The following is a 22905-nucleotide window of genomic DNA, read 5'->3' on the forward strand; positions in this document are numbered from 1 at the left end:
AATTCCATTGGAATTTTTCTATTTTTACATCCACTTTATAAATTATATCCCTTGGAAAGATTATTTGACATTACGCTTCAAAACCGAAATGCACTTTATTCGATACTCACAAAAACGCCAAAAGAATTGTTATTGAAAATCCCCAGTGGATACCGTAACAATATCTGGTGGAATATTGCACATGTGGTTGTGACCCAACAGTTATTGGTTTATAAATTGAGCGGCTTGGATATGAAAGTTGCCGATCAATTGGTCGATAAGTTTAGAAAGGGTACGGTGCCCGATGGTAAGGCGACCGAAGAGGAACTGGATGCCATCAAAGGATTTTTGTTTTCGAGCATTGAATGGACACAGGAAGATTATGAAAATGGTGTTTTCAAGAATTTCAACGAATATACCACTAGCGCCAATGTTACCTTAAAGAACGTAGAGGATGCCATTGCCTTCAATTTGTTTCATGAAGGGTTGCATTTAGGGGTAGTGCTATCGTTGGAAAAGGTATTGTTGGCCGAGGATTAAAATTACTCTCCGATCTTATGGGTCAAATAGTTTTTTATCTCATTGAAGGGTAATACCAAGGTAATGGCTCCATCGGCATAGGAAGCCACTTCGTACTGGTTATAGAGTAAGACCATTCCTTCTTCGGTAAATCCAATATTTTCAGGGAGGTAGAACGTATCTCCCTCGAACATAAAACCTGTACTATTGATTGGTTCATCTAGGGGAATATCCTCCTGTATCCTAAATTTTGTCTCAGCAAAGTGCTCAAAGTCCTTGCGGTCTTTGAACAGTTCCCGATTTTCAATTTCCATTCCTTTGTTTTTGTCGAAATTCAAGAATCGTCGGGTCGTATATCCATGGGCCCCTCCAGTGAATAAATAGGAATTAAGGGCAATGGTCAGTACGTTCTTGTTCTCATATGAAACAGTACCTGTAATTTTGGCCTCCCATTTTACGGTTTCATCGGGGTATAGCTTTTGTAATTCATCATATCCGTTTTTAAAGGATTGAATGGCTTCGGATACGGTTGTTGCTTCCATCCCATCATCATAGACCAGTAAGGAAATCAATTCTTCGTCAAGGGCCGTGTTAATGGTCTCTGCAAGTTTGGTTTGATCCAAAACCTTCGGCATTTCAATCGAAATTTCAGGACATTCTTCACAGGCATCATCGGTAATCGTTTGGGGTTCAAAGGTGAGTTTGCCATCATTCTTACATCCAAGGAGTATTACAAGGCAAAACAATATGGTGATTGGGGCTTTCATTTATTTGTTGTGTTTCTTAGTTACAAAATTAAGGCTTCATTGCAATCTCCGAAAGATAACAATACTTTTATATGATAAAATTTAATGTATGGGCAAAAAAGACTTAAAATTCAACAGCAAGACCATCCACGGCGGACAAGAGCCAGATAAGGCCTATGGTGCGGTAATGCCTCCAATATACCAAACCTCGACGTATGCCCAAGCCACTCCGGGAGGACATAAGGGTTTTGCGTATTCACGCAGTGCCAATCCAACCCGTACGGCATTGGAAAATGCTTTGGCAAGTATTGAAAATGGGAAATATGGACTTGCCTTTGCAAGTGGCTTGGCGGCTATTGACGCCGTTATCAAATTATTGGATCCTGGCGATGAGGTGCTATGTACGAGCGATCTTTATGGGGGTAGTTATCGACTCTTTAAACGTATTTTTGAAAGATATGGCATTGTGTTTCACTTTGTCGATATGCAGACTACTGGTGATTTGGTTGGGATTATCAACAAGAAAACAAAACTGGTTTGGGTAGAGACCCCTACCAACCCAATGATGAACATCATAGATATAAAGGCAGTTGCCAAGATTACGGAAAAGCATCAATTGCTCTTGGTGGTTGATAATACTTTTGCGACTCCCTATTTGCAACAACCATTGGATTTAGGGGCCGATATCGTGATGCATTCGGCAACCAAATACCTAGGGGGCCACAGTGATGTCGTTGTCGGGGGATTGGTGGTAAAAGATAGGGTATTGGCCGATAAACTGTACTTTATTCAAAACGCAAGTGGGGCTGTTTGTGGACCCATGGATAGTTTTTTGGTGGTACGGGGGATTAAAACACTACATGTGCGCATGCAAAGGCATTGTGAAAACGGTATGGCCGTTGCCCAATATCTGGCAAATCACCCTAAAATAGAGCACGTTTACTGGCCGGGGTTCGAAGGACATCCGAATCACGATGTGGCAAAAGAGCAAATGAAAGGTTTTGGCGGGATGATTTCCTTCATACCCAAAGGAAGTAATCTGGAGGACACCATTCGCATTGTCGAAAAATTAAGGTTGTTCACTTTGGCAGAGTCATTGGGAGGAGTTGAGAGTTTGGTGGGCCACCCAGCAAGTATGTCGCATGCCGGTATTCCCAAAGAAGAACGGGAAAAAAGTGGTGTTCTCGATACATTGATTCGACTGAGTGTCGGTATAGAGGATAAGGAGGATCTTATAGCGGATTTAGAACAGGCATTAGGTTGATGTATTCGTAAATTTGGGAGATTCTGATTGGGAAGCGATTGCATAATATGCAGATTGCAGTCTATAAACTGAAATTAATTACAGTATTTTTAGAAAAACAAAGTTTAAATTATAGGAATAGTATAATTTTGACGTTATATTCTAAAATCAATAAAGACAAAAAGCATAATAAGTACTATATGGAGGCAAAAATCAAAGCATTCATGGATGAGGTAAAGACCAGAAACGGTCATGAGCCTGAGTTCATACAAGCAGTACAGGAGGTCGCTGAAACAGTGATTCCGTACATTGCGAGTAATGAGATTTATAATGGAAAGAACATTCTTTTGAGAATGGTCGAGCCAGAAAGATTGATTTCATTCAGGGTGGCTTGGGTAGATGATAAAGGTGAAATTCACGTGAACCGAGGTTACCGTATTCAAATGAACTCCGCAATAGGTCCTTACAAAGGAGGGTTGCGTTTTCATCCTTCAGTGAATGCGAGCATTCTTAAGTTCCTCGCCTTTGAACAAGTTTTTAAAAATAGTTTGACCACCTTACCCATGGGTGGGGGTAAAGGTGGTTCTGATTTTGACCCGAAAGGAAAATCAGATGACGAAGTAATGCGTTTTTGCCATGCATTCATGCTAGAGCTGAACAGACATATTGGACCAAATACCGATGTACCGGCAGGTGATATCGGTGTAGGGGCCAGGGAAATTGGATTCCTTTTCGGTATGTATAAGAAAATAAGAAACGAGTTTACCGGGGTTCTTACAGGAAAAGGCTTGTCTTGGGGTGGTTCTAAAATTCGTCCAGAGGCAACGGGCTATGGTACGGTGTACTTTGCACAAAGTATGTTAAAAACCAAGAACAATGATGTTAGCGGTAAAACCGTGGTTATTTCCGGCTCAGGGAACGTTGCCCAATATGCAGCGGAAAAGGTCATACAACTTGGAGGAAAGGTTGTGACCATGTCTGATTCCAGCGGATTTATCTACGATAAAGACGGTATCGATGAAGATAAGCTGGCTTTTATCATGGACTTAAAGAATAACAAGCGTGGCCGTATTTCCGAATATGTAGACACCTATTCCGCTGCTACTTTCCATAAAGGTGAAAAACCATGGGGAGTTAAGTGCGATATCGCATTTCCATGTGCGACCCAAAACGAATTGGGCCTTGAACACGCACAACAACTTATGAAAAACGGCTGTATCTGTGTGGTCGAAGGTGCCAATATGCCTTCTACAGCAGATGCGATCCATGCTTTTCATAAAGCCAAGATATTATTTGCACCAGGTAAAGCCTCCAATGCGGGTGGTGTAGCCACTTCTGGTTTGGAAATGTCCCAGAATTCGTTGCGTATCAGCTGGACAAGGGAAGAGGTAGATGAGCGTCTAAAAGGAATTATGTCTGATATTCACGATTCCTGTATTGAATTCGGAAAAGAGGATGATGGCTATTGCAATTACGTAAAAGGGGCAAATATTGCCGGTTTTGTAAAAGTTGCCGACGCTATGCTCGCCCAAGGGATCATATAATATTCGAACGTTTCAAAATAATCATAAGGCCTTCCTGATTTTAGGAAGGCTTTTTTTATACGCTGAATCATTTTGATAGTTTTATCTTTGAAAACCGCTAAGAGAACATCATGCAAGTAACTACCAAGGCTATTGTTTTATCTACCTTAAAATTTGGGGATACTAGTTTGATCGTAAGGGCTTTTACGTTTTCCGACGGATTGAAATCATATTTGCTAAAAGGGGTTTTGGCATCCAAAAAAGGGAAGTTGAAATCTGCCTATTTTCAGCCACTTACCCAATTGGAGATAGTCGCCAACCATAAGAATAAAGGTACTTTGGAGACGATTCGTGAGGTTAGGGTCTCTTATCCGTATCAATCCCTGCATTTTGATATATCCAAGAATGCCATGTCGCTTTTTTTGGCTGAAATGTTGACGAATAGTATTCAGGAGGAAGAGTCTAATGAAGGGCTTTTTTACTATGTGGAAAGTGCGCTTCAATGGTTGGATACAAACAACCATATAACCAACTTCCATATCTATTTCTTATTGGACCTGACCAAGTATTTAGGCTTTTATCCCGATGTAACCCAAATTTCGAAGGCTTACTTTGATTTACTCGAAGGGGAGTTTATCGATATGGCCAATTTAAACCCGAATATTTCGGGGGAAAATTTAAATTATTTTAAAAGGTTCTTAGGCACAAATTTTGATGCAATTCATAACGTCAAGATGAAGAAGGTAGATAGGCAGCAGCTACTACAAACAATAGTCCTTTATTTTGAATTACATTTGCAGGGATTTCGAAAACCCAAGTCTCTGGCTATTTTAAATGAAGTTTTCAGTTAATATGGATAAGGTAGTATTCCTTCTATTTTTTTTATTTTTAAATACTGTTACCGCACAAGAAATCAAGGTTCTGGATTATTATTCGAAAGAGCCTATCGTAAATGTCGCCGTCTATAACCAGGACAAGTCAAAAGCGGCACTTTCGGATCTTGAAGGGGTTTGTGATATTTCCGTTTTCTCGGAGAATGAACGAATTACCTTTAAGCATCTTAGTTACGAGGTTCATAAAGCCACAAAAAACCAGTTGTTGAGGAATGGCGCAGAGGTCTTTTTGGTGCTTAGGCCAGAACAGCTCGATGAGGTGGTCATGTCTATTTCAAAATGGGAACAACAAAAAAAGGATATACCCCATAAGATTGTTGCGCTAAATGCAAGGGCCATCGCATTTACAAACCCTCAAACCTCGGCGGATCTACTCCAAAACAGTGGTAAGGTATTTGTGCAAAAAAGCCAACTTGGGGGAGGGAGTCCTATGATAAGGGGTTTCGCGACCAATAGATTGCTGTTGACCGTTGATGGCGTTCGTATGAACAATGCCATATTCCGAGGGGGTAACCTTCAGAATGTCATTTCAATAGATCCTTTTAATATTGAGAAGACCGAAGTGATTTTTGGTCCAGGTTCTGTCATCTACGGTAGTGATGCCCTTGGTGGGGTTATGAATTTTTATACCAAAAGAGCCATTTTCTCCCACAAGGACAGTCTTGAGGTTTCTGGAAACTCGAATCTGAGATATGCCTCGGCCAACAATGAAAGAACTGCCCATTTTGATATTAACTTGGGCAAAAAAAAATGGGCCTTTCTAACCGGAGTATCCTATAATTATTTTGATGACTTGAAGATGGGTTCACATGGCCCGGATTCATATAAAAGGGAAAATTACGTCACTACCGAAAATGGTCTCGATGTCCTTACGACAAATAGCGACCCTAGAAAACAAGTAAGTACCGGTTACGACCAGTGGAATTTTATGCAGAAGATCACCCACAAACCTAATAATAATTGGGGATTGGACATGGGATTGTTTTATTCCGAAACTTCCGATTATTCGCGGTACGATAGGTTGATCCGACCCGACAAGGAAGGGTCGGGCCTACGGTCTGCTGAATGGTACTACGGCCCCCAGAAATGGTTCATGGGAAATGTACAGTTGAATAAGAAAGGAAAAGGGAAGTTCTATGACGGACTTAAAATAACAACGGCATACCAATATTTTGAGGAAAGTAGGAACGATCGGGGATTTCAAGACGCCATTTTATATTCGACAAAGGAAATGGTTCATGCTTTCTCGACCAATGTTGATTTTGAGAACAAGAAAATTGGGGATCTTCGATTGTATTATGGAGCGTCATATGTTTTAAACAAGGTGGGTTCCGATGGTAGTCAGAAGGACATTACCACAAATTCAATATCGGATGCCCCATCGCGGTATCCTGATGGGTCATCATGGCAAACGGCTGCGGCCTATTTGAACGGGGAGTATAAGGCAAAACCAAACTTCAGCCTGCTCTCAGGATTGCGATATAGTCATGTTTGGATCAATGCTGATTTTGATAAAACCTTTTATCCTTTTCCTTTTGATGATGCGAATCTCAGTACCGGTGCACTCACTGGTAGTATTGGTTTTAGTTGGTTTCCAAGGGCCAATTTACAGGTAACCTTAAATGGGTCAACAGGGTTTAGGTCGCCCAATATCGATGATGTGGGAAAGGTTTTTGATTCGGAACCGGGTTCCGTTGTTGTGCCGAATCCTGATTTAGAACCGGAATATGCCTATAATATGGAGTTGGGTATACAAAAAAACTATAATGATAAGGTCGTTTTTAAAGGGGCTGCCTTTTACACCTATTTGGTCGACGCCTTGGTGCGCAGGGATTATCTGTTCAACGGGGAATCTCAAATTGAATACAATGGTGAATTGAGTACCGTTCAGGCCATGCAAAATGCAGCCAAGGCGTATGTATATGGATTCGAATTCGGGTTGGAGGCCTTTTTGACAGAAAATATATCATTGGTTTCCAATTTAACGTTGACCGAGGGTATTGAGGAAGAGGAAGATGGCACCGATAGTCCGTCTAGACATGTGCCCCCCACCTTTGGTGACGTTCATTTTGTGTTTAAAAACCAGAACCTTAAGACCGATTTCTTCCTGAATTTTAATGGGGAAATAGCAAATGACGATTTAGCAACCTCTGAGCAGGCGAAAACATATATGTATGCCGAAGATGCTAATGGTTTGCCCTATAGCCCTTCTTGGTATACTTTAAACCTTCGTACCCAATACCGGTTGAACAAAGGATTTGCGATTACCTGTAGTCTAGAGAATATGACAAATCAGCTCTATCGGTCGTATTCCTCAGGTATAGCGTCCCCAGGAACCAATCTTATTTTAGGGGTCGACTATAGTTTTTAAATGAAAAAACCCTGACGGTCATCGTCAGGGTTCAATACTCTTAATGTGAAAAACGTTTAGTTTTTGATAACGTCTTTAGCATCTTTTGCAGTTTCTTTAACCTTATCAGCAGCGGCGTTACCGGCGTCTTTGGCTTTGTCAACAGCTTCACCGGCTGCATCTTTAACGTCTTCACCAACTTCTTTGGCTTTATCAACAGCTTCACCAGCGGCATCTTTTACTTCTTCAGCAGCGTTTTCACCAGCTTCCTTAACACCATCAACAGCTTCACCAGCTTTGTCCATGGCACTTTCAGCAGCTTCACCTGCAGCATCGGCAGCTTCGCCCATGGCTTCACCAGCTTTTTCTGTGGCTTCACCAGCTTTTTCGGCAGTTTCCCTGCATGATACAAACGATACGCTCATAGCGAGCATTAAAATTGCACTAAAAATTAATTTTTTCATTTTGGATATATTTATTTGATTTCAATTCAATGGATATACGTAACAGATTGGTTTTTGGATGCTTTATTTTAACATTTATCCAATATACCCCTAACTCGCTGTATTTCATTTGGTATAATATGAAATAAATTCAATCTAAATTTATAATTTTGCAGCCTTATTAAAACAGCAATACCAGAGACACAATGAAGTTTGCCGGATATAAAGGTTTGGATTTACCAAGAGTTGCAAAAGAAGAACTCCAGTACTGGAAGGAACACTCGATTTTCGAAAAGAGTATTTCCACCAGGGCGGGAAATCCCAGCTATGTATTTTATGAAGGCCCCCCTTCGGCAAATGGTATGCCGGGAATACATCATGTGATTGCCAGGACCATAAAGGATATCTTTCCCCGCTACAAGACCATGAAGGGTTTTCAGGTCAAACGAAAAGCTGGATGGGATACCCATGGCCTCCCCATTGAATTGGGAGTTGAAAAGGAATTGGGCATCACCAAGGAAGATATCGGGGTAAAAATATCCGTTGAAGATTATAATGCAGCCTGTAAAAAGGCCGTGATGCGATATACCGATGTTTGGAATGAAATGACCGAGCGTATTGGCTATTGGGTAGATATGGATGATCCCTATATCACTTATAAGTCCAAGTATATGGAGTCGGTTTGGTGGTTGTTAAAACAGATCTATGACAAAGGATTGATTTATAAAGGGTACACCATACAGCCTTATTCTCCCAAAGCGGGAACAGGGTTAAGTTCCCATGAATTGAATCAACCCGGTACGTATCAAGATACAACCGATACCACTGTCACCGCCCAATTCAAAGTGTTGAAGGAAACGCTTCCGGATGCGTTCAAAGGAATTGAGGGCGATATCCACATGTTGGCATGGACGACCACCCCATGGACGCTTCCTTCGAATACGGCGCTGACCGTAGGGGCCAAGATAGAGTACGTTTTAGTGAAAACATTCAATCAATATACCTTTGAACCCATTCAAGTGGTGCTTGCCAAAAATCTTGTAGGCAAACAATTCAGTGGTAAGTTTTTCGAGTCAGGTGAGGAAAGTGATTTTTCAAACTATACAAGTGCAGATAAAAAAATCCCTTACAAAATAATTGGAGAAACAGTACTAGGTAAGGATTTGTTGGGTACCCGTTATGAACAATTGTTGCCCTATACCCTTCCTTATCAAAATCCAGGGAATGCCTTTAGGGTCATTATCGGTGATTTTGTTACAACCGAGGATGGTACCGGTATAGTTCATACGGCACCGACATTTGGGGCTGACGATGCCTTGGTAGCAAAACAGGCTACGCCAGAAGTACCACCGATGTTGGTATTGGATGACAATAAGAACCCTGTGCCCTTGGTGGATCTGCAAGGTAAGTTCAGACCCGAGATGAAGGAGTTGGGTGGTAAATATGTCAAGAATGAGTATTATGATGACGGTACGGCACCCGAACGTTCGGTAGATGTTGAAATAGCAATTAGGCTAAAGGAAGAGAACAAGGCTTTTAAAGTTGAAAAATATGTCCATAGCTATCCTAACTGTTGGCGTACGGATAAGCCTATACTGTACTACCCATTGGATTCCTGGTTTGTTAAGGTAACCGATGTTAAGGATCGTATGTTCGAGCTTAACCAAACCATTAATTGGAAACCTAAGGCAACTGGCGAAGGCCGGTTTGGGAACTGGTTGGCCAATGCTAATGACTGGAACCTTTCCAGATCGCGATATTGGGGTATTCCTTTACCTATTTGGCGTACCGAGGATGGTACAGAGGAAATGATCATAGGTTCGGTTGGGGAGCTTAAGGCTGAAATGGCTAAAGCCGTTAAGGCGGGGGTTTTGGAAGCTGATATTTTTGACGGGTTTGTCGTTGGCGATATGAGTGAGGAAAATTATGAAAAGATAGACCTTCATAAGAATATTGTAGATCAAATTACCTTGGTTTCCGCTTCGGGAAAACCCATGAAAAGGGAAAGTGATTTGATAGATGTATGGTTCGATAGTGGATCAATGCCCTATGCCCAATGGCATTATCCTTTTGAAAAAAAGGATTTGATCGATAAGGGCCAGACCTTTCCTGCGGATTTCATTGCGGAAGGTGTGGATCAAACACGAGGGTGGTTTTATACCTTGCATGCCATAGCAACAATGGTTTTTGACTCGGTGGCTTATAAGAATGTAGTATCGAATGGATTGGTGCTCGATAAGGAAGGCAAAAAGATGTCGAAGCGATTGGGCAATGCTGTTGATCCCTTTGAAACCATGGATCTTCATGGGCCCGATGCCACAAGGTGGTATATGATTTCCAATGCCAATCCTTGGGATAATCTCAAGTTTGATATCGACGGTATCGTTGAGGTAAAACGAAAGTTCTTCGGAACCCTTTATAATACGTATTCATTTTTTGCCTTGTATGCGAACCTTGACGATTTTAAATATACCGAGGAAGACATTGCATTAAAGGAACGTCCAGAGATAGACCGTTGGATCCTGTCGGAATTGCACACCCTGATCAAGAAGGTCGATGAGGCCTATGCGGACTATGAGCCTACCAAGGCAGCTCGTGCCATTTCTGATTATGTACAGGAAAATTTAAGTAACTGGTATGTTCGTTTATGTAGAAGACGCTTCTGGAAAGGGGAGTATGGGCAGGATAAGATTTCGGCCTACCAAACCTTGTATACCTGTTTGGTCACAGTGGCTAAATTATCGGCCCCGATAGCACCATTCTTTATGGATCGCTTATATAAGGATATGGCAAATACGACCCATAAGGATGCATTTGAAAGTGTGCATTTGTCGCGTTTTCCTGAGTATGATGATACTTTTGTAGATAAAGAATTGCAGAGCAAGATGGCTAAGGCACAGACGATTTCGTCCTTGGTGCTTTCGATACGCCAAAAAGAAAAAATAAAGGTTCGTCAACCCTTGCAGAAAATCATGATTCCTGTTTTGGATGATCAACAGCGACATGAAATCGAAGCTGTGGCCGACTTGATCATGTCAGAGGTCAATGTAAAGGAAATTGAATTATTGGACGATGCCTCCGGTATCCTTGTGAAGCAAATAAAACCTAATTTCAAGGTTTTGGGACCAAAATTCGGTAAGGATATGAAATTGATTGCGCAGGAAGTAGGGGCTTTAGGACAGGAGGATATCCAAAAAATCGAACAAGAGGGCGAAATAACATTACAAATCAATAATAAAAGTATTAAATTACAGTTACAGGATGTAGAGATAACCTCCCAGGATATAGAAGGTTGGTTGGTTGCCAGTCAAGGTCCACTTACAGTGGCTTTGGACGTAACCATCGACGAAAATCTTAAAAGGGAAGGTATTGCCCGTGAACTGGTAAATAGGATTCAAAATATAAGAAAAGATTCCGGTTACGAAGTTACAGACAGAATTGACATAAGGATTTTGAGAGACGGCCTAGTAGAAAATGCGGTTGAGAGCAACCTTGATTATATTAAGACCGAAACATTAACAGCAGATCTTGTCTTTGAGGACACTTTGGAAAATGGCACGGCTATTGCTTTTGACCAAGTGAACACAAGATTGTTTATTGAAAAACACTAATTATGGCAGAAGATTTAAAAGTAAGATATTCCGATAAGGATTTGGCAGAATTCAAAGCTTTGATAGAGGAAAAGATTGTCAAAGCCAAAAGCGATTTGGAGTTGCTAAGGAGTTCCTATATGAACGACGGTAATAATGGCACTGATGACACCTCGCCTACATTCAAGGCATTCGAGGAAGGTTCCCAAACCATGAGTAAGGAGGCAAATACGCAGTTGGCCATCCGTCAGGAGAAGTTCATTCGCGATTTAAAGAATGCCTTATTGCGCATAGAAAACAAAACCTATGGTATCTGTAGGGTTACGGGGAAATTGATCAATAAGGATCGATTGAAATTGGTTCCCCATGCCACGCTGAGTATCGAGGCTAAAAATATGCAAAAATAATACGAACGCCCTTTTGGGCGTTTTTTTTCGAATGATAGGTAGATCTGGAAACATTTTTGTCATCTTTATACTGATGGGCATCACCACGTTGAACGCCCAAAAAATAGTAAGGAAATCCGTTCTTGACCCAGAAACATCATTTCTGGTTATAGATGCGGATAACTGCTTTAAAGTGGAGTTGGCAACCTCGGAATCAAGGGAGATTGTCGTAGAGGCACACATTGATGGCGAGTATCGTGATGATCTATTGGTCAAACTGGAACATAATGGCCCTATCGTAGAACTAAGTGCTGGTTTTTACCCCGATTTTATTCAACCCAATGATAAATTAAGCGCCCACAAGGTAATTTCCATAGCACTCCAAGTACAAGTTCCAAGGAATATGAGGGTTAGCATCTTGGGTACCGCTACCAATGTCTTTGCAAAAGGGAATTTTGATCATTTAAAGGTTGTTTTGGATGATGGTATTTGTAATCTTGATTTGTTTTATGGTACGGCCAAAGTAATCACGCGCAGTGGGGACATCAACGTGAGAACAAAGTCCGCAATGTTTAAAACAAAGACCGGTTTCGGGAAAATTGAAAGCGATTCCATTCCTAAGGGGGAGGATTTTTATGATATAAGCACCACCACAGGCGATATACATTTAATGAAAATGGAATAATATACCTATTTTTGGCAACCTATATTTTATCCGATGAATATTAAAAAATCCGTACTGATAATAATCTTGGTCCTGTTTATTGATCAAGTAAGTAAGATCTATATCAAAACGCACTTCGTCCTAGGTGATTCTTATGTGGTTTTTGATTGGTTCAAAATCCATTTTATTGAAAATTCGGGTGCTGCATGGGGCGCAAAACTAAATGATTTCTTACCGATTTCCGAACATACCGCAAAACTGATATTAACGGTATTTCGACTATTTGCGGTTGCGGGTATCGGTTATTGGCTTTATGATAGTATCAAAAAGCAATTTTCCGGAACCTTGGTTTTTGCGGTTTCGCTGATTTTTGCGGGCGCTTTGGGAAATATCATCGATTCAGTCTTTTATGGTGTACTCTTTAATGAGAGTATTGGACAGGTTGCGACGATGTTCACCGATGAACCTTACGGTGGATGGTTTTTTGGAAAGGTGGTAGACATGCTCTATTTTCCAATGATCGACACCACGTGGCCGAATTGGATGCCTTATTTGGGGGGTAAAAGCTTTAGCTTTTTCGATCCGGTATTTAACATAGCGGATATGTCGATCAGTACAGGGGTTGGTATTCTATTGGTATTCAATAAAAAGGCATTCGCACACAAAAAGGAAGACGATGCGATTGAAGAGAATCAGGATGCAGGGAATGAATAGGTTTTTAATGGAGTAATACAATAGTCCAAGGGGATGTCATCTTCAAAAACATCCTCAATCTGTTCTTCTGCCTCAAATAAGGATAAACCGACTTTAATTACATCGGGTCTGCATTGTTGTAAGAACCTATCATAATATCCCTTGCCATAACCCACCCTATTCCCTTTTATATCATAGGCAAGTAAGGGCATGAAAACTACATCGATTTTAGAAGGTTGTATGTCTATGCCATCAATGGGTTCAGGAACATTCCATTTATTCGGTTGAATTTTGGTATTGTCGGTAAGTAAAAAGTGGATTAATGTATCACCTTCCATCTTTGGAAGAACGACATGTTTGTCCCTTCCCTGTAAAATGGATAGTAAAAATTCGGTTTCGATTTCTTTTTTGCCGGGAATCGGCAAGAAAATGTGGTAAAACCCAAAATCCCAAATAGGAAGATCTAAAGTTTTGTTGGCAATCAATAAACTCAAATCAGAAATTTCCCCAGAAGGTATTTGGTTTCTTAATTTGGAATAACGCAATCGTAAATCTGACTTCATCATAAAAAGAAGATCGAATATTTACGATTAAAGATAATAAGTGCTTTTTATTCTTTTGCAGCTACTGCAATATAAATTTTAAAAAACAACATTAAGATCAAATAAGTACCGAGGGTTATAATATAATTGTCCATGCGAATTTTGATTTTGATACTTTAAATATAGGTAAAAAAATTATTAAAATCCTATTAAGTGCTCATTTTTATCGATGAAATGCACTAATTATAAGAAAATTTAACATTTTAATAAAGAATAGTCGTTGAACGACCACCGAGGAATATATATAAGGGTGGCTATGAACAAGAAGAAAAACGCGGTACTTTTGTAAAGTGGTACTTTACAAATGAGACTAAATATACCGAAAATAGGAAAGTGATGTCCTTTGGGAATGCATTTTATTTTCTGGAGGTATTGATTTTAGGAGTAGACTTTGTGTGGTTCGTGCTTTTGTTGTGCCACACAGCAGCGAATAATATCGAAACACCTTTTATTTGATTGAAAAGCGTAGTAAATTAACAGATAACTTAAGAATTTAATCCTCTTTCGAGCATCAATGACCCAACTGCCCTTAAATATACAGATCAGCACATTGCCGAGTAGTCCCGGGGTATATCAGTTCTTTGATGAGGAGGATAAGATACTGTATGTTGGCAAGGCCAAAAACCTGAAGAAAAGGGTGTCTTCATATTTCAATAAAAACCATGAATATGGAAAAACCCGTATTCTGGTAAAGAAGATCAAGAATATACGTCATATTGTGGTCTCCACGGAATCGGATGCCTTACTGTTGGAGAATAATCTAATAAAAAAGTATAGGCCGCGATATAATGTACTGCTTAAGGATGACAAGTCATATCCCTGGATCTGTATCAAAAAAGAACGTTTCCCGAGAATATTCACGACCCGTAGGATGATTAAGGACGGGTCAGAATATTTTGGGCCCTATACAAGTATGTATACAATCAAAACCTTGTTGGATTTGATTAAGAATATTTATCCCATTAGAACCTGCAATTACGATTTATCTGAAGCGAAGATCAAGGCCGGTAAGTATAAGGTATGCCTTGAATATCATTTAGGGAATTGTCTAGGTCCATGTGAGGGGCTGCAAAGTAGTGTTGAATATGATAAACAGGTCAATGAGGTTCGAGATATATTGAAAGGTAATTTTAAATCCTCATTACATTCTTTCAAAAACAAAATGAGGCTGCTTGCCGATGAAATGCGCTTTGAGGAAGCGCAGCAATTCAAGGACAAGATCGAAGTGCTTGAGAATTACCAGTCGAAAACGACCATCGTGAATCCGAAGATCAATAATGTTGATGTCTTTTCCATCATTACCGATGACGCTTTTGCCTACGTTAACTTTTTGCAATTGTCCCATGGTTCGATCATTAGGTCGCATACGATGGAAATCAAAAAGAAATTGGAAGAAAAGGATGGTGACTTGTTGCAATTGGCGATCTTTGAACTACGGCAACGTTTCAATTCAGAATCCAAAGAGGTCTACCTCCCTTTTAAGGTAGTTGTTGAGCCCCATATAAAAGTAACTATCCCCAAATTAGGGGATAAGCGCAAGATCTTGGATCTTTCGATTCGGAATGCCAAATATTTTAGGCAGGAAAGATTCAATCAGATCAAGATCATGGATCCGGAACGCCATACGAAAAGGATTATGGCACAAATGAAAAAAGACCTACGGTTATCCGAAGAACCACTGCATATAGAATGCTTTGACAATAGTAATATCCAGGGCAGTAACCCCGTAGCTGCCTGTGTGGTTTTCAAGAACGGGAAGCCTTCGAAGAAAGAGTATAGACATTACAATATAAAGACGGTCGAAGGCCCTGATGATTTCGCTTCGATGGAGGAGGTGGTTTTCAGGCGTTATAAAAGATTGTTGAATGAAGAGCAACCTTTACCACAATTGATCGTCATAGATGGGGGTAAGGGGCAGTTGTCCTCTGCCTTAAAGAGTTTGGACCTTCTTGGATTAAGGGGAAAAATAGCCATAGTGGGTATTGCCAAGAGATTGGAGGAAATTTATTTTCCTGGAGATTCCATACCCTTGTATTTGGATAAAAAATCCGAGAGCCTAAAGATTTTGCAGCAACTCAGGAATGAGGCCCACCGATTCGGAATTACCTTCCATCGGAATAAAAGAAGCAAGGCGGCCATAAATTCGGTTTTGGAAGGTATTGATGGGGTAGGTGAAAAAACAGCGAGGGATTTGTTGAAAAAATTCAAATCAGTGAAAAGGATCAGGGAAGCGTCGTTGGAAGATATATCCACTGTAGTAGGAAGCGCAAAGGCAAAAAAGATTTATGAGACATTTCACTAAAAATCACGACCCAATTATAGGCATGAAAGTATTACTTCCCTTATTGTTTCTCTTTTTTGTAGTTCAGGTCCATGCCCAAGAGCAAGATCAAGACAATGATGTAAAGATAGGTTTGGTCCTGAGTGGGGGCGGTGCCAAGGGGATGGCCCATATCGGGGCGCTGAAGGTTATCGAGGAGGCGGGTATTAAAATCGATTATATCTCGGGCACTAGTATGGGAGCCATTGTCGGGGGGCTTTATGCATCGGGTTATTCAGCATCCCAACTCGATTCAATATTCCGGAGCATTGATTTTACAAGTCTCATCAATGATAATCTTCCCAGGAGTGCAAAGACATTTTATGAAAAGGAGGATTCTGAGAGATATGCCATAAACTTACCGTTTAACAATTTTAAGCTTTCCGTACCCCAAGGATTTTCTGGAGGTCAGAATATTTATAACGAACTGGTGAAACGTTTGTACCATGTAAAGGATATCCACGATTTTAGTAAACTACCCATACCTTTTGTGTGCATTGCCACCAATGTGGAAACAGGGGAGCAGATCAAACTTGATAAAGGATATTTGCCGGAGGCGATCATGGCCTCTGGCACCTTGCCTTCTTTGTTCGAGCCTACCACTATAGATGGCAAAGTCCTTATTGATGGGGGTGTAGTCAATAATTATCCGGTAGAGGAAGTTAAGAAAATGGGTGCCGATCTGATCATCGGTGTTGATGTGCAACACGGATTGAGGGATAGGGGCTCACTTTTGTCCGCTACGGAAATATTGTTGCAGATCAGCAATTTTAGGACGGTGAAGAACATGGTCGAAAAATCGGAAATGACAGATGTCTATATTAAACCGGATATGATGAACTATTCGGTGATGGATTTTGATCTGGATGATGAGATCATCGAAAAAGGAAGGGTGGCAGCCGTTGAAAAATATGATGAACTACTAGAAATAGCCTCGAAGCAAACTTCGGAGTTTAAATTAAAAAAACATATAGTGCCTGCAGATAGTCTACTGATTACCCGATTAATATTGAGAGGGGATATCGAAAATTATACCCGTGGCTACGTAAAGGGTAAACTTAGGTTCAAGTTAGGGGAAGAGACTACATTCGAAAAGTTGCAACAAGGGGTGAGTAATTTAGCGGCAACAGGCAATTTCAGTACAATTCGGTATGAACTTTTATCCGATGGGGATGGGGAAGACCTCATTCTTAAGCTCAATGAAACCCCCAATAAAACCTTTCTTAGAATCGGAGCCCATTATGATGATCTGTACCATAGTGCGGCACTGATCAACCTTACACGTAAGAACCTCTTTTTCGGGGATGATGTTGCTTCCTTCGATTTGATTTTAGGGGACCAGGTGCGTTACAATATGCAATATTATATCGATAAGGGAACTTATTGGAGTTTGGGTTTTAATTCAAGGTATAATAACTTTGGAAAGGAGATTAATTTTGATTTGATCAAAAACTACTTTCAGATTCCTGCCAGCATCAATATCAATACATTGAATATGGATGTTCTGGATGTGACCAACCAAATTTACTTGCAAACCGTTTTACAAGAGGAATTCGGCTTTAGTTTGGGTGTTGAACATAAGTTTTTAAAGTATAGTACCACCACATTGGGGTCCATGACCGATGAGGATGCTGAATTATCCTCGAATTCCACGGAGGATCGCACCTATTTTGAAAAAAGTAATTATTTCAGTGCCTATGGACAGTTGAAGTTGGATACTTATGATGACAAATATTTTCCGACTAGGGGATTGTTTTTTGACGGGGATTTTCACCTCTATCTGTTTTCCTCCGATTTCAATGACAATTTCAAGGAATTTTCGATTGCAAAGGCCAAAATGGGGGCTGCTTTGCCCTTGACCAAAAAATTATCGTTGAATATAGAAACCGAGGGTGGCTTTAAACTAGGAACATCGGGGGTTGCCTCTATGGATTTTGTCTTGGGGGGATATGGTACTAATCTGATCAACAATTTCACGCCTTTTATTGGGTACGATTATTTGTCCCTTCCCGGTAATAGTTATGTGAAGGCCTATAGCCGCTTGGATTTTGAATTAGCACCCAAAAACCACCTGATGTTAATGGCCAATTTCGCCAATGTCGACGATGATCTTTTTAGGACTGGGGAATGGTTTGATGCTCCCAAATATTCAGGTTATGGTATAGGTTACGGACTTGAATCTTTTATGGGTCCCCTACAGATAATGTATTCTTGGTCCCCGGAAGGGACAAGTAGGTTCTTTTTTAGTTTAGGGTATTGGTTTTAAATACCTTAACAGGTTTATAAGCCGGTTTTTACGATATTTGTCTAAGAGCAAATATTGCATGGTTAAAAGAAGGATTGATATAACCGCCCATCTTAGGGCGATGTGGTAAGGCCAAAGGTTAAGTTTTCCCGAACAACCTTAGGTTAAAAATACACATCTCAATATCACTATAAAAATTCAGATATCATGTCAACTTTAGATAATACATCCCTAAAATTACCAAAAGAAAATCCAGGTGCGGAAGATTTCCTACCCTTATTGGGTACGGACTATGTTGAACTGTATGTTGGCAACGCCAAACAGGCGGCGCACTATTATATTTCCGCATGGGGCTTTCAGCCTTTGGCATATGCTGGTTTGGAAACAGGTTTAAAGGATAGGGTTTCTTACGTTCTACAGCAAGATAAAATTCGTTTGGTCCTTACATCCCCCTTAAAGTCGGGCGGCCCCATCAACAAACATATCGATGCCCATGGCGATGGTGTAAAGGTTATTGCCCTATGGGTCGATGATGCGACCCATAGTTATAATGAGACAACGGCAAGAGGTGCTAAAGCATATATGAAACCCAATCGGGTAAAGGATGAAAATGGGGAGGTTGTTTTTTCAGGCATACATACCTATGGGGAAACGGTACACGTGTTTGTCGAACGGACTAATTATCAAGGGGTGTTTTTGCCTGGCTATGTGAAATGGGATCCGAGATATAAAGCTCCTTCAGTAGGTCTAAAATATATAGACCATATGGTTGGCAATGTCGGTTGGAATGAAATGGATAAATGGTGTAAATTTTATGAAGAGGTCATGGGGTTTGCACAATTGATTTCCTTCGATGACAAGGATATTTCAACGGAATATACCGCTCTAATGAGCAAAGTGATGAGCAATGGTAATGGCAGGATAAAATTTCCGATAAACGAACCTGCCGAAGGTCGAAAGAAATCCCAAATCGAGGAGTATATTGAATTTTATAATGGGGCCGGGGTACAGCACATCGCTTTGGCTACGGATAACATTATCGAAACGGTAACGGCATTACGGAATAGGGGTGTAGAGTTTTTGACCGTTCCCCCAAGTTATTATGAGGATGTTTTGGATCGGGTAGGTGAAATAGATGAAAATCTGGCACCCCTAAAGGAATTGAGTATTCTCATTGATAGGGATGAAGAGGGGTATTTGTTGCAAATATTTACCAAGCCGATATTGGATAGGCCTACCATGTTCATAGAAATTATACAAAGAAAGGGGGCCAAGTCTTTCGGAAAAGGAAATTTCAAAGCACTTTTTGAGGCTATTGAAAGGGAGCAGGAATCAAGGGGGACACTATAAACGGATGGTATATTTCTTAACGATTTCCCAATTTTCCTTAGGCTTCCCTTAATAACTGTTAAGGGTTTAGTTAAAGTACGTTAAAAGGGTTTTGGGTACCATGGGGATGTATTAAATTTGCTCATGTAAGGGGTGGTTCCCTTACAACTTTAAGTATTGGTTTTTCATAATTTAAAGTTTGGTTGGTTATTTAGGAAAAGCCCAGTTGTAAGACTGGGCTTTTTTTTATACAATACTTTGGAACAAATATTGTTTAAGTAATTATAAATATGCAATCGGATTAATTCTCTTTTAGTAGATTTACTAAATCTTAAAGTATGAGATTATTACTAACAATATTATTTTTGACCATTTCATTTGGCTTGAATGCACAAAGTAATGAGTCGGTTTTTGAACCAGGGGAATGGTTGAAATTCCGTATGCATTACGGTTGGTTGAATGCTAGTTATGCTACATTACAGGTTAAATCGGCCAAAATTGAAGGCAAGGAGGTTTATCATGTAGTGGGCAAAGGTAAGACCACGGGTTTTGCGAGTATTTTCTTTAAGGTAGATGATACGTATGAAAGCTATTTTGATAAAAAGGATGGTAAGCCCTACCGGTTTATTCGAAAAATAGATGAAGGTGGTTATAAAAAGGATGTTGAAATCAATTTTGACCATAAAAGGGATAAAGCCATCCTTAATGATAAAAAAAACAAGAAAAAGATTAATTTTGCACTTCAAGATAGCATTCAAGATCTTATTTCCGCATTTTATTACCTCAGGAACAATTATGAGCCAGAGGATTTAGTAAAAGGGGAAGCCATAAAATTGAAATTATTGTATGATGATGACGGTATTTTCGATTTTCAATTAAAATATTTGGGTAATGAAACCATTAAGACCAAATATGGTAAGGTTGAATGTTATAAGTTTAGACCTTTGGTGCAATCCGGAAGGGTGTTCAAGGAAAAAGAGAGTCTGACACTTTGGGTTTCCAAGGATGAAAATAGGATTCCCATCCGAATCAAGGCCGACTTGGCGGTAGGTTCGATAAAAGCCGATCTTGATGGCTACAATGGACTAAAATACCAGTTTAAAATACTAATGGATTGACCATAAGATGGATAATAAAGAGAAGATCGAGTCCCAAATATCAAAACTAGAGGAAAAATATAAGGATTCCGGTCAAGATCTAAGTTCGTATTTAGACGGACTTCTTCATCAACGTTATCTTACGTATTGGGACTATATCCATTTAGATACCTTATTGAGCCTTCAAGTACCACGGACTTATTTTCCCGATGAGGAAATCTTCATAATGTACCACCAAATTACAGAGTTGTATTTTAAGCTTATACTTCATGAGCAAAAACAGTTTGTAGACCATAAGGCGCAGGATGTTGATTTCTATATAGAAAAGGCCAGGCGCATCAATAGTTACTTTGAAGCCCTGATATCCTCCTTCAGTATTATGATCAAAGGCATGGAACGGGAGCAGTTTCTGCAATACAGAATGGCTCTTTTGCCAGCAAGCGGATTTCAATCGGCCCAGTACAGGATGATTGAAGTGTATGCCACACCCTTGGAGCATCTGGTACACCATACGGAACGGGACCAATTTTCCCCCAATAATTCCATTGAGGATCTTTATGACCATATCTATTGGAAAAAGGGGGCCACTGATTTGGATACAGGAGAAAAGACACTGACCTTAAGGCAATTTGAATACAGGTATACACCAAGACTGATCCGAATAGCCAAACAAGTAAAGGGCAGTACGATATACCATAAATATTTAGAACTTACAGAGGATAAAAGGAATAATAAAGGGCTGATAAAAGCGTTAAGGACATTGGATATAAATGCGAACATTAACTGGCCGTTGATGCATATGGGTTCTGCCCATAGGTACTTAGGAAAAGAAAGTGGCGGGATAGAGGCTACAGGAGGCACAAATTGGAAGGAATATTTGCCACCAAGTTTTCAAAAAGTCGTATTTTTCCCAGAATTATATACACAAGAAGAGTTAAACGATTGGGGGAAACAATGGGTAGACCATTTGTTCAATCCGAATAAAATCATAAAACAATAATGCAAAAGTATTGGGGCATCTTTACAGCGGCATTGCTACTATTTATTTCCTGTAAGGAAGAAAAAGCAGAACAATCCATCAAGAATGATCAAAATGAAATGGCCATTGTTCAAGAACAGGCCATTGTAAAACGATATGGTTTCAACTTTGATGATTTCACGGTACAGCAAGACACGGTTCGTAATGGCGATAGTTTTGGGGAACTGATGTTGAGCAATAAGGTAGACTATCCTAAAATCGCTAAAATCTCACAGGATTTCAAAGACACTTTCGATGTGCGTAAGATTCGTGTGGGTAAACCTTATGTTATCTTAAAATCAAAGGATACCACAGAAACCGCACAAGTATTTATCTATGAGAACGATGCTATTAATTATACCGTGGTTGACCTCAGGGATAGTGTCGTGGCGTATAAGGATAAAAAGGAAGTCAAATATATAGAGCGGGAAGCTTCCGGTATTATAGAAACATCGCTGTCCGAGGCCATACTCGATCAAGGCATCGATTATAATATTACAAATAATTTATCCGAGGTTTATGCTTGGACTATAGATTTCTTTAGACTTCAAAAAGGGGATAGGTTTAAGGTGATTTATAAGGAAAGATACATCAACGATTCCATTTATGCCGGTGCCGAACCGATACAAGCGGCTTACTTTGAGCATAATGGCAGGCCCATTTATGCCTTTGCCTATGAAAATGACTCCCTGAAACGGTTGGTTGATTATTTTGATGAGGAGGCCAATAATCTGAGAAGAACATTTTTAAGGGCACCTGTTAAGTTCAGTAGAATATCTTCAAGATATAATCTTAAAAGAAGAATACGATATTATGGATATAAAATCCGTCCCCATAAAGGAACCGACTATGCGGCACCGATAGGAACGCCAATAATGGCTACTGCCGACGGTACGGTATCCGAATCGACCCGAAGGGGTGGTAACGGTAAATACGTAAAGATCCGTCATAATGGCACCTATTCTACCCAGTACCTGCATATGAAAAAGCAGAATGTTAAGAAAGGACAATTCGTACGGCAAGGAGATGTCATAGGATGGGTAGGTATGACCGGTAATACGGGAGGGCCACATGTATGCTACCGTTTTTGGAAGAATGGAAGGCAAGTAGACCCATTAAGAGAGGAATTACCTCAGGCAGAGCCTCTGGCGGAGGAGTTAAGACCTGATTATTTTGCTTTCATTGCCCCATTGAAAGAGCAATTGGATTGTATTGAATATATAGAAAAACCAAAAGAAGAAGAACTGCTAACACTTAACGAGTAA

18 protein-coding genes are annotated in these 22905 nt (G+C 40.1%); 15 read left to right on the forward strand and 3 right to left on the reverse strand.

Annotation, left to right across the window (positions count from 1 at the left end; genetic code table 11):
• The first annotated feature begins 51 nt into the window (after positions 1-51).
• Positions 52-519 carry a DinB family protein gene (locus tag LX92_RS02295; protein WP_109648645.1) on the forward strand — a complete coding sequence of 156 codons (468 nt, stop codon included), beginning with the start codon at positions 52-54 and terminating at the stop codon, positions 517-519.
• 2 nt (positions 520-521) lie between these two features.
• Here the strand turns inward: LX92_RS02295 and LX92_RS02300 are convergent, their stop codons facing one another.
• Complete coding sequence (locus LX92_RS02300; RefSeq protein WP_109648646.1) at positions 522-1265, reverse strand: DUF3298 and DUF4163 domain-containing protein; 744 nt, start codon at positions 1263-1265, stop codon at positions 522-524.
• Between the two features lie 88 nt (positions 1266-1353).
• On the opposite strand from LX92_RS02300, the gene LX92_RS02305 reads away from it, so the two are divergent.
• From LX92_RS02305 to LX92_RS02320, 4 genes are all read left to right on the forward strand, one after another.
• Complete coding sequence (locus tag LX92_RS02305; protein ID WP_109648647.1) at positions 1354-2508, forward strand: cystathionine gamma-synthase; 1155 nt, start codon at positions 1354-1356, stop codon at positions 2506-2508.
• 179 nt (positions 2509-2687) lie between these two features.
• Positions 2688-4031, forward strand: coding sequence for an NADP-specific glutamate dehydrogenase (gene gdhA, locus LX92_RS02310; protein ID WP_109649045.1), 1344 nt, complete (start codon positions 2688-2690; stop codon positions 4029-4031).
• Between the two features lie 110 nt (positions 4032-4141).
• Positions 4142-4861 carry a DNA repair protein RecO gene (recO, locus tag LX92_RS02315; RefSeq protein ID WP_109648648.1) on the forward strand — a complete coding sequence of 240 codons (720 nt, stop codon included), beginning with the start codon at positions 4142-4144 and terminating at the stop codon, positions 4859-4861.
• Positions 4845-7274: a TonB-dependent receptor plug domain-containing protein gene (locus LX92_RS02320; protein ID WP_109648649.1), complete on the forward strand. Its 2430-nt coding sequence runs from the start codon at positions 4845-4847 to the stop codon at positions 7272-7274. Before recO ends, LX92_RS02320 begins: the two co-directional genes overlap by 17 nt.
• Positions 7275-7330: 56 nt before the next feature.
• Here LX92_RS02320 and LX92_RS02325 read toward each other — a convergent pair whose 3' ends face one another.
• Complete coding sequence (locus LX92_RS02325) at positions 7331-7717, reverse strand: hypothetical protein (RefSeq protein WP_109648650.1); 387 nt, start codon at positions 7715-7717, stop codon at positions 7331-7333.
• A gap of 185 nt (positions 7718-7902) precedes the next feature.
• Here LX92_RS02325 and ileS point away from each other — a divergent pair, with 185 nt between their 5' ends.
• From ileS to LX92_RS02345, 4 genes are all read left to right on the forward strand, one after another.
• Positions 7903-11307: an isoleucine--tRNA ligase gene (gene ileS, locus LX92_RS02330; protein ID WP_109648651.1), complete on the forward strand. Its 3405-nt coding sequence runs from the start codon at positions 7903-7905 to the stop codon at positions 11305-11307.
• A gap of 2 nt (positions 11308-11309) precedes the next feature.
• The gene (locus tag LX92_RS02335) at positions 11310-11693 is read left to right on the forward strand and encodes a TraR/DksA family transcriptional regulator (RefSeq protein ID WP_109648652.1); all 384 of its coding nucleotides are present in this window, start codon (positions 11310-11312) and stop codon (positions 11691-11693) included.
• Positions 11694-11766: 73 nt separating this feature from the next.
• A complete protein-coding gene (locus LX92_RS02340) occupies positions 11767-12357 on the forward strand; it encodes a hypothetical protein (protein WP_223308311.1) in 591 nt (196 codons plus the stop codon).
• Positions 12358-12390: 33 nt separating this feature from the next.
• The gene (locus LX92_RS02345) at positions 12391-13050 is read left to right on the forward strand and encodes a lipoprotein signal peptidase (RefSeq protein WP_109648654.1); all 660 of its coding nucleotides are present in this window, start codon (positions 12391-12393) and stop codon (positions 13048-13050) included.
• Here the strand turns inward: LX92_RS02345 and LX92_RS02350 are convergent.
• Complete coding sequence (locus LX92_RS02350) at positions 13029-13595, reverse strand: 5-formyltetrahydrofolate cyclo-ligase (protein WP_109648655.1); 567 nt, start codon at positions 13593-13595, stop codon at positions 13029-13031. The two genes, LX92_RS02345 and LX92_RS02350, sit on opposite strands and share 22 nt — an antisense overlap.
• A 550-nt stretch (positions 13596-14145) precedes the next feature.
• Here LX92_RS02350 and uvrC point away from each other — a divergent pair.
• The 6 genes from uvrC (at position 14146) to LX92_RS02380 (ending at position 22905) form a co-directional block, all read left to right on the forward strand.
• A complete protein-coding gene (uvrC, locus tag LX92_RS02355; RefSeq protein ID WP_109648656.1) occupies positions 14146-15933 on the forward strand; it encodes an excinuclease ABC subunit UvrC in 1788 nt (595 codons plus the stop codon).
• Complete coding sequence (locus LX92_RS02360) at positions 15917-18217, forward strand: patatin-like phospholipase family protein (RefSeq protein WP_223308312.1); 2301 nt, start codon at positions 15917-15919, stop codon at positions 18215-18217. The genes uvrC and LX92_RS02360 overlap by 17 nt, the downstream gene beginning before the upstream one ends.
• A gap of 186 nt (positions 18218-18403) precedes the next feature.
• A complete protein-coding gene (gene hppD / locus LX92_RS02365) occupies positions 18404-19546 on the forward strand; it encodes a 4-hydroxyphenylpyruvate dioxygenase (RefSeq protein WP_109648658.1) in 1143 nt (380 codons plus the stop codon).
• Positions 19547-19863: 317 nt separating this feature from the next.
• Complete coding sequence (locus LX92_RS02370) at positions 19864-20643, forward strand: DUF3108 domain-containing protein (protein ID WP_109648659.1); 780 nt, start codon at positions 19864-19866, stop codon at positions 20641-20643.
• Between the two features lie 7 nt (positions 20644-20650).
• Entirely contained in the window at positions 20651-21622 is a 972-nt protein-coding gene (locus LX92_RS02375) for a tryptophan 2,3-dioxygenase family protein (protein ID WP_109648660.1), read from the forward strand.
• On the forward strand, positions 21622-22905 hold the full coding sequence (locus LX92_RS02380) for a M23 family metallopeptidase (protein ID WP_109648661.1): 1284 nt from the start codon (positions 21622-21624) through the stop codon (positions 22903-22905). The genes LX92_RS02375 and LX92_RS02380 overlap by 1 nt, the downstream gene beginning before the upstream one ends.

This window comes from Maribacter polysiphoniae (genome assembly GCF_003148665.1).
GTDB classification, from domain to species: Bacteria; Bacteroidota; Bacteroidia; order Flavobacteriales; family Flavobacteriaceae; genus Maribacter_A; species Maribacter_A polysiphoniae.

Excerpts from the sequence above, each read along its gene's own strand:
- LX92_RS02370 (WP_109648659.1), top strand. The coding sequence starts at position 19,864 with ATGAGATTATTACTAACAATATTATTTTTGACCATTTCATTTGGCTTG.
- LX92_RS02325 (WP_109648650.1), bottom strand. The coding sequence starts at position 7,717 with ATGAAAAAATTAATTTTTAGTGCAATTTTAATGCTCGCTATGAGCGTA.
- LX92_RS02320 (WP_109648649.1), top strand. The coding sequence starts at position 4,845 with ATGAAGTTTTCAGTTAATATGGATAAGGTAGTATTCCTTCTATTTTTT.
- LX92_RS02305 (WP_109648647.1), top strand. The coding sequence starts at position 1,354 with ATGGGCAAAAAAGACTTAAAATTCAACAGCAAGACCATCCACGGCGGA.
- ileS (WP_109648651.1), top strand. The coding sequence starts at position 7,903 with ATGAAGTTTGCCGGATATAAAGGTTTGGATTTACCAAGAGTTGCAAAA.
- LX92_RS02345 (WP_109648654.1), top strand. The coding sequence starts at position 12,391 with ATGAATATTAAAAAATCCGTACTGATAATAATCTTGGTCCTGTTTATT.
- LX92_RS02360 (WP_223308312.1), top strand. The coding sequence starts at position 15,917 with ATGAGACATTTCACTAAAAATCACGACCCAATTATAGGCATGAAAGTA.
- LX92_RS02350 (WP_109648655.1), bottom strand. The coding sequence starts at position 13,595 with ATGATGAAGTCAGATTTACGATTGCGTTATTCCAAATTAAGAAACCAA.
- recO (WP_109648648.1), top strand. The coding sequence starts at position 4,142 with ATGCAAGTAACTACCAAGGCTATTGTTTTATCTACCTTAAAATTTGGG.
- hppD (WP_109648658.1), top strand. The coding sequence starts at position 18,404 with ATGTCAACTTTAGATAATACATCCCTAAAATTACCAAAAGAAAATCCA.
- LX92_RS02380 (WP_109648661.1), top strand. The coding sequence starts at position 21,622 with ATGCAAAAGTATTGGGGCATCTTTACAGCGGCATTGCTACTATTTATT.
- LX92_RS02340 (WP_223308311.1), top strand. The coding sequence starts at position 11,767 with ATGGGCATCACCACGTTGAACGCCCAAAAAATAGTAAGGAAATCCGTT.
- LX92_RS02300 (WP_109648646.1), bottom strand. The coding sequence starts at position 1,265 with ATGAAAGCCCCAATCACCATATTGTTTTGCCTTGTAATACTCCTTGGA.
- uvrC (WP_109648656.1), top strand. The coding sequence starts at position 14,146 with ATGACCCAACTGCCCTTAAATATACAGATCAGCACATTGCCGAGTAGT.
- LX92_RS02375 (WP_109648660.1), top strand. The coding sequence starts at position 20,651 with ATGGATAATAAAGAGAAGATCGAGTCCCAAATATCAAAACTAGAGGAA.
- LX92_RS02335 (WP_109648652.1), top strand. The coding sequence starts at position 11,310 with ATGGCAGAAGATTTAAAAGTAAGATATTCCGATAAGGATTTGGCAGAA.
- gdhA (WP_109649045.1), top strand. The coding sequence starts at position 2,688 with ATGGAGGCAAAAATCAAAGCATTCATGGATGAGGTAAAGACCAGAAAC.